This window comes from Bdellovibrio sp. (genome assembly GCF_036384735.1).
In the GTDB taxonomy this organism is placed as follows: Bacteria; Bdellovibrionota; Bdellovibrionia; order Bdellovibrionales; family Bdellovibrionaceae; genus Bdellovibrio.
Map to the genome: position 1 here is coordinate 42,064 of NZ_DASVLT010000022.1, position 6,848 is coordinate 48,911.

At 45.0% G+C, this 6,848-nt stretch carries 8 protein-coding genes; 5 read left to right on the forward strand and 3 right to left on the reverse strand.

Annotation, left to right across the window (positions count from 1 at the left end):
* Nucleotides 1–59: 59 nt before the first annotated feature.
* On the reverse strand, nucleotides 60–854 hold the full coding sequence (locus tag VF412_RS06880) for a M15 family metallopeptidase (protein WP_331338484.1): 795 nt from the start codon (nucleotides 852–854) through the stop codon (nucleotides 60–62).
* Nucleotides 855–1,033: 179 nt separating this feature from the next.
* Here VF412_RS06880 and VF412_RS06885 point away from each other — a divergent pair, with 179 nt between their 5' ends.
* Together VF412_RS06885 and VF412_RS06890 are read left to right on the forward strand one after the other, a co-directional pair.
* A complete protein-coding gene (locus VF412_RS06885; RefSeq protein ID WP_331338485.1) occupies nucleotides 1,034–2,026 on the forward strand; it encodes a metallophosphoesterase in 993 nt (330 codons plus the stop codon).
* A gap of 18 nt (nucleotides 2,027–2,044) precedes the next feature.
* A complete protein-coding gene (locus VF412_RS06890) occupies nucleotides 2,045–3,049 on the forward strand; it encodes a hypothetical protein (RefSeq protein WP_331338486.1) in 1,005 nt (334 codons plus the stop codon).
* Between the two features lie 35 nt (nucleotides 3,050–3,084).
* On the opposite strand, the gene VF412_RS06895 is transcribed toward VF412_RS06890, so the two are convergent.
* Nucleotides 3,085–4,629 (reverse strand): NAD(P)/FAD-dependent oxidoreductase, encoded by a 1,545-nt coding sequence (locus VF412_RS06895; RefSeq protein WP_331338487.1) that lies wholly within the window; start codon nucleotides 4,627–4,629, stop codon nucleotides 3,085–3,087.
* Between the two features lie 152 nt (nucleotides 4,630–4,781).
* On the opposite strand from VF412_RS06895, the gene asd reads away from it, so the two are divergent.
* Together asd and VF412_RS06905 are read left to right on the forward strand one after the other, a co-directional pair.
* The gene (gene asd, locus VF412_RS06900) at nucleotides 4,782–5,609 is read left to right on the forward strand and encodes an archaetidylserine decarboxylase (RefSeq protein WP_331338488.1); all 828 of its coding nucleotides are present in this window, start codon (nucleotides 4,782–4,784) and stop codon (nucleotides 5,607–5,609) included.
* A 107-nt stretch (nucleotides 5,610–5,716) separates the two neighbouring features.
* Nucleotides 5,717–6,196, forward strand: coding sequence for a hypothetical protein (locus VF412_RS06905; protein ID WP_331338489.1), 480 nt, complete (start codon nucleotides 5,717–5,719; stop codon nucleotides 6,194–6,196).
* A gap of 51 nt (nucleotides 6,197–6,247) precedes the next feature.
* On the opposite strand, the gene queD is transcribed toward VF412_RS06905, so the two are convergent.
* Entirely contained in the window at nucleotides 6,248–6,607 is a 360-nt protein-coding gene (gene queD / locus VF412_RS06910) for a 6-carboxytetrahydropterin synthase QueD (protein WP_331338490.1), read from the reverse strand.
* Between the two features lie 28 nt (nucleotides 6,608–6,635).
* Between queD and VF412_RS06915 the strand changes: the two genes are divergently transcribed.
* On the forward strand, nucleotides 6,636–6,848 hold a 213-nt coding region (locus VF412_RS06915), incomplete at its 3' end, for a 6-pyruvoyl trahydropterin synthase family protein (protein ID WP_331338491.1).

Below are 6,848 nucleotides of genomic sequence, written 5' to 3' on the forward strand. Positions count from 1 at the left end.
TTTCTGAAATCTTACATGGACATTACATACCATGTAATGTTGTTGCCAATTTAGGCAATTCAATCTTTGTAGTCAGAAAACAAGGTCTGGCATTGACCGTCTGAATATAGAAGTTCAGGTCTGTATTCGAAATGCATCGTATCGAAGTGGTACCACTTTCCACCCCAAACAAATCCATGCTTTTCAAAAGTGGTTACAATATCTAATGGGATCCGGTTGCGATAGGCCCCGGGGCCACCGTCCCATAACCAATAGTCAGCGTAATTCAAATTAATATCGATGGCGATTCCAAAAGAGTGCATGCTCAAATTTTGTTCTTGGGAGATATGACGCCAGTTATAGGTTCCACCGAGTGGAGATTTCAGATATTTTCTATATTCGGGATGATCTTTCAAAAGCAGAACTAAATCTTTTACCACCAAGGACAGGGCTTTTGCGGCGCCATGATTTTTATTGAACTCGACATAACTGCCATCAACCCATTTTACAAAGACAAGATCTTTTTCAACAGAGGCCGGGGAGCTTCCGTAGAGTGCTTTAAAGAATCGACCATAACGACTGGAACGAAGACGTTCTTGTCTTCGCGGGATAGAATATTTTTTTCCTACAGGGTAAGGAATCAAAAACATTTGCTCGATAGAGGTTAGGTTGAGTGGATCAATTTTACTGATATCAGTGTTCCCATCAGAATAGGGAAGAATTTTTCCCGACGGGAAGACAATCTTTTGATGGTCTGCTGAAATCTTAAAGTTACGATAAGCCGACCAAAGACATTTCAGATGAGAGGGAACTTCCGCGCGAGCAGTGAAGGAAAGAAAAGTTGCCAAACCAATCGTTACAAGGTGCTTATTCATGATGTTCTCCTTAGCGGTCTGCAAGTTCTAACAGCAATTGATTGCCGAGGGATTACGTGCTCATTAAGCGAAATGAATTTTCGAAAAATACAATGAAGTCGATCAATAAAATAGTAAGATTGTAGCAATGGTCATGTAATGAAACCTTGATAGCGTCTGAGACATATCTGGGGGAAACCATGACGGTTACAAATCTAAAACGGACATTTGCGGCTACTATTGGTGTGCTTTTAGTGGCTACATTCGCAAGTGCGTTCTTTATCGCAAAAAAACAAAACCGATCACACAATCGTTTTGTGACGAGTGCTCAAGGTGTCAATGTGGTTTCTGACCCCGGCATCTTTAAAAAAGTTTATGTCATCAGTGACGTTCATGGCATGTATGACAATCTTCTGGCGTTGCTCAAGGCCGCGCAGATTGTTGATGGCAATGGGGATTGGATTGCCGCAAACTCTTTACTGGTTATTGCGGGTGACTCTATCGATAAGGGTCCTCAAAGTATCGAGGTTTTAAGTCTTTGGGTTAAACTTCAAGGGCAAGCCCGTCTCGCGCAAGGAGACTTGATTCATACTTTGGGCAATCACGAAGCAGAGTTTTTGGCGGATCCTGCCGATGATAAAAAAGCACAGGCTCTTTTGAATGAAATGAAAAGTAAAGGCCTGCCGCTGACAGATTTAACAGGACGCACATCAGATCGTGGAACGTTTATTCACGATGAACCTGTTGCATTGATCGTGGGGCGTTGGTTGTTTTCGCACTCAGGATTCTATCCGCAAATGTCATGGAGTGATTTCTCAATCAAAGCAAGTGACGTTATCGCAAGAGGAGCCTATTCGGACCCTTTACTTATTGGAGACGACTCGATTTTAGAAGCAAAGGACTGGGAGAAATCTCCGGACACGTTGCAAGTGCTCCTGTCTCGCCTGGACAGTCTAGCCCTTTACGGAGAAGTTTTTGGGCATCAGCCGGGGGCCTTCGGGATTCAGGGTCGCTCTGCTGCGAAGGCGGAAGGACGCCTGATTAAAATCGATAATGGTATGGCCCCAGAGGCGGGCAGCCACCCTGGCTCTGTCTTGGTATTTGCAAATCCAAAAGAAATGAATGCAAATAGTTACCCAACAGTTCAAGTAATTCTTCCCGATGGTTCTATCAGTCCTTTGAATCCTGAATAATTCTACGAGGAAACAGCAATGAACAAGATTATTTTTGCAACAATAGTCCTGATGGGGCTTCACAGTTCCGCAGCCAATAAAAGCACTTACAAGCGCGCCCCCGATATTAAGATCGGAGGTCAGGGTGGCTGGGATTACATTACCATCGATGAGGACGGCGAAAGACTTTTTATGAGTCATGCCGAAAAAGTCGATGTGGTAGACCTGAACACACACAAGATCATCGGCATGATTCCGGATACGAAAGGTGTTCATGGAATTGCGATAGCAGATGATTTAAAAAAGGGTTTTACCAGCAACGGACAAGACAATTCTGTCACCGTTTTTGAATTAAAAACGTTGACGCCCATTTCGAAAATTTCTGTGGGAAAAAATCCTGATGCTATTTTATATGTGAAGGATGTTGCGAAGGTGTTTGTCTTTAATGGAAAATCGAATTCGATGTCAGTGATAGATGCCAAGACGTTGACTGTGTCTGCACCTATCGAGCTTCCCGGAAAGCCAGAATTTTCGGTTTACGATCCGCAACTGAAAGCGGTTTTTGTTAATATTGAGGATAGGAACCTATTGGTAAAAATCGACGCGAAATCAAACAAAGTTCTTTCGCAATATCCGCTGAAGGGCTGCGAATCGCCATCGGGCTTGGCCATCAATAAAGCAAAAAGCGAACTTTTCAGTGTGTGTGAAAACAATGTGATGGTTATGACCAGTGGTCGCGATGGAAAAATCTTATCGACGGTGCACATCGGTTCAGGACCAGACGGAGTTGTATTTGATGCCAATCGCAACTTAGCAATCAGTGCTAACGGAGAAGGAACATTGACCGTCGCCCAGGTAGAAAAGAATTCTATGAAAGTGATCTCGACAGTTCCTTCGGAAGTAGGTGCCAGAACGATTGCTTTGAATACAAAGACCCAACGCTTGTATTTGCCAACAGCACAGTTAGAGCCACTTAAAAAAGGGGAGCATCGTCCTAGACCTGTTGCGGGTACTTACAAGCTGTTGGTTTTTGAACAAGAGTAAATCGGGGATGCGGTTGACGCCTGAGTCACGAAGCCTTAAGAAAGCTTCGTGATGATTTTTTCTGCGATTCGAATCCCATCGCAAGCGGCGGAAGTGATACCACCGGCATATCCAGCACCTTCACCTGCCGGATAAAGTCCCGCATGAGAAATGCTTTCTAGAGATTCATTGTCACGGGTCACACGAACGGGGCAGCTTGTGCGCGACTCAATTCCGTAAAGTTGTGCGTCTTCGATCACAAAGCCTTTCATACTGCGATTGAAGTTTTGCAAGCCATCACGAATTCTCGTTGTCATATGTTTCGGAAGAAGCTCATCCAAGCGGATATTCAACGCCCCCGATGGCGATGAACCAGGACGCAAGGCGCGAGGTCCTTTTTTAGAAGTCCCACCGATGAAGTCCATCAGGTTCTGCGCAGGTAATTCTTTGGTGCCACCAGCAGCTTGTACTGCCTTGTAAGCAGACGTTTCAAGTTCTCTGCGAAGTTTCATGCCACCAAAAACGTCATTTCCGAAAAGTTTGTTGTGATCAATACTGACAACAATTGCAGCATTGGCATAAGGCGAGTTGCGATTGTAGTTACTCATCCCGTTACAAACGATACCATCTGCCTCCGTCCCAGCAGATAGAACGTATCCTCCTGGACACATACAGAACGAATAAACACCGATACCGGTTTTATCGTCATGATCTGCCAGTTTATAGTTCGCAGCGCCTAATTTTGGATGCTCTGAGAATTGACGATATTGGATTTTATTAATCTCTGCTTGGGAATGTTCAATACGTAAACCCATGGCAAAAGACTTTCCATCCAGATGAACACCTATGTCATTCAAATGATTGATCATGTCTTCAGCGGAATGGCCCGTCGCCAAGATCACATACGGAGATTTAAATTCATCACCACGTTCTGTGCGAAGGCCCACGGTTTGTTTGCCCTCCATTAAAATTTCAGTGACTTGGGTATTGAAATGAATCTCGCAACCGTTGGCTTTTAAAAATTCACGCAGTTTCGGAATCACACGTCGAATGCGATCTGATCCCACATGAGGATTCGAGAGCCATTGAATTTCTTCAGGAGCACCAAACTTCACTAAGCGATTCATCACATAAGGAATGTGTGGAGATTTAATGCGTGTGATCAGTTTTCCGTCCGAGTAAAGCCCCGCACCACCTTCACCGAAGCAAACATTATTGCGAGTATCGAGTTTGCCATAACGCCAGTATTGATTGATACCTTTCATTCGTTCGCCGCTGTCTGAGCCGCGCTCGAACAAAACACAGGGAACTCCGCGCTCGACAAAACGAAGAGCTGCGAAAAGACCCGCAGGTCCCGTTCCCACAATCAGCGGTTTTTCTTTTGGATTCGAAATTTTCTCTAAATCAAATTGAGGCAGGCTTAAAGTTTCACCTTTTTCAGCGACCTCGATGGAATAAACGAAATGAGGGGAGTGTGCTCTTCTTGCATCAACACTTTGACGAAGAATGCGATAAGGGCCATGCTCTGGAACAAGCCATTGAAGTTTCTCTTCCAGATCCTGATCAATAGGAATCTCGATATTATTAAATATCTTTGCCATAATTTCTCCCTGGGCACTTGTTAGGTGCCAATGCGCGGTAGAGCGCAGAGCCGCAGCGACGGCAGTCGCGTAGGTTGAAGCAGTTCCGCGCCGATTTTATATACTAATTCACAACCCGTGACAAAGCCCGAACCCTCAGGTAAGTAAATAATATGTCTGCAATTACAAGAATTCTTCCAAAACGTCGCCTGAGCCGCTTGGCCGGGAAAATTATGCATTACCGTGGGCCTCAGTGGTGGGCGCACTTTTCAGTAAAAACCTTCGCCTCTTTCTATAAGATCAATTTGGAAGAGTCAGAAAAGCCTTACACCGAATATCCCTCTATTGGGGAGTTCTTTGTTCGTCGCCTCAAACCGGGCATCCGTCCCATTGGGGAGACATGGGCTGTGCACCCCGCAGACAGTGTGATCACTCAAGCAGCACCGATTGACGATGGCACCTTGATTCAAGCCAAAGGGCACACCTATAAACTCAGCGAGTTCACTCAGGACCCTGATTGCGATAAGAAATGGGCAGGCGGTTTCTTCCTGACTTATTATCTTTGTCCTACGGATTATCATCGTGTGCACTCTCCAGTGGACGGTGAAATCGTGTCGTCTCGTTATATGCCAGGTCAACTGTGGCCCGTGAACGAGTGGAGTACCACAAATATTCCAAATCTATTCTCGATCAACGAGCGCATGCTTGTGGAGATTGAAACAGATTTAGGCCCGGTGGGCGTTGTCTTTGTTGGTGCCACGAACGTTGGACATATTTGCCTCAGCTTTGACGAGAAGATGCAAGGCAACCAAAAAGGGCCGCATATCTTTGAACACAAAATCTATTCCCCAGAGATTCCTACCCACAAGGGGAGTGAACTTGGTATGTTCCGTATGGGGTCTACAGTGGTGGTCATTTATCCGCCTATGTTCCGTCAGAAGTTCGAAGGGCATATGAACTTAGGCCCCAATGTCCGCGTGAATGCTCCGCTACTCAAATAGCGTCGTATTAATATTCAATCTATGCATGATTAGTTTAAAAACATGCACTGCTCATTTTTCGGGAATCTGCCTATAAGCATCTCCATCAAACTTAAAGGAGATTCCCGATGAAAGCACTTATCGCTTCCGTGTTTCTGGTTTTGGCAGCTTCTTCTGCGTTCGCAGTTGTTCACGAACCAGAATTCTGCAAAATGGGTTTCATCACTACAGACCAAAACTTCGCTCAAAAAAACTTCGATATTGTTCGAATCGATGTCGTTCAGGCAAAATCAATCACGGCGCAAGAGTTGGCTCTTGTGAATGATTATTTAATTTATAACCAGATGACTTCGAAGGCCCTGTCCCTTGCAGAGATCCAAGATCTATTTGGACCACAAGGTCAAGAAAGTCATAACGAGCTTTATCTTGAGTACCGCACTTCTAAAGTCTCAGGAGAGAAGCACGTTGAAGTCTATAGCTACCCAGGCGACAACGCTGTAGGCACAGTTTACAACCCAATCTCAGGGAAAGTAATGGGCTACAACGGCGACGGTTCGTATTCTTATTTTGTTCATGGAAAAGAAACTTACTGCTCTTCAGGTCAATAGTGATTTCAGCTGGTAGTTCTAACGGACCACCAGCTTTGTCGACGTCCGTCGTTATGCGGGATAGGAACACTCTGTCGAGGGAGTTTCTGCCACAGACACTCGTGTGAGCATTGGAAGGTTTTTGCTTGCGCGATCAAAGATCCACTTTGCAAGAAGTTCGGAAGTGGGATTTTCAAGGCCTTCCACCTCGTTTAAAACTCTGTGATCAATCTTTTCAATCAGCGGCTTCATGTGGGCCTGGATATCGTTATAGTCGATAACCCAACCAATTTTTGGATCCAGGTCGCCCACCAGAGTCAGAATAATTTTAAAGCTGTGACCATGCATTCTTGAGCAAGGGTGGCTTGCTGGCAAGTGAGGTAGGAAACGGGCGGATTCAATTTGAAAATGCTGCTTCAGTTCGAATTTCATGCTACAGATATAACCACTAGGGGTGAGTATGTCCATGACCACATTGCATTTGGCGAAGCAAAATTTCAAATTTTCGGCAGCCCATTTCCTCATTTTTGATGAAAAGCATGCGGAGCGCCTGCATGGTCATAACTACCAAGTGAAAGTCGATATCGTGGCTCCTACGGAAGAAGAGCTTCACTCTGGCGGCTACTTTATGGACTTTAATGTTTTCAAGAAATACATCAAAGCCCGCCTGGAT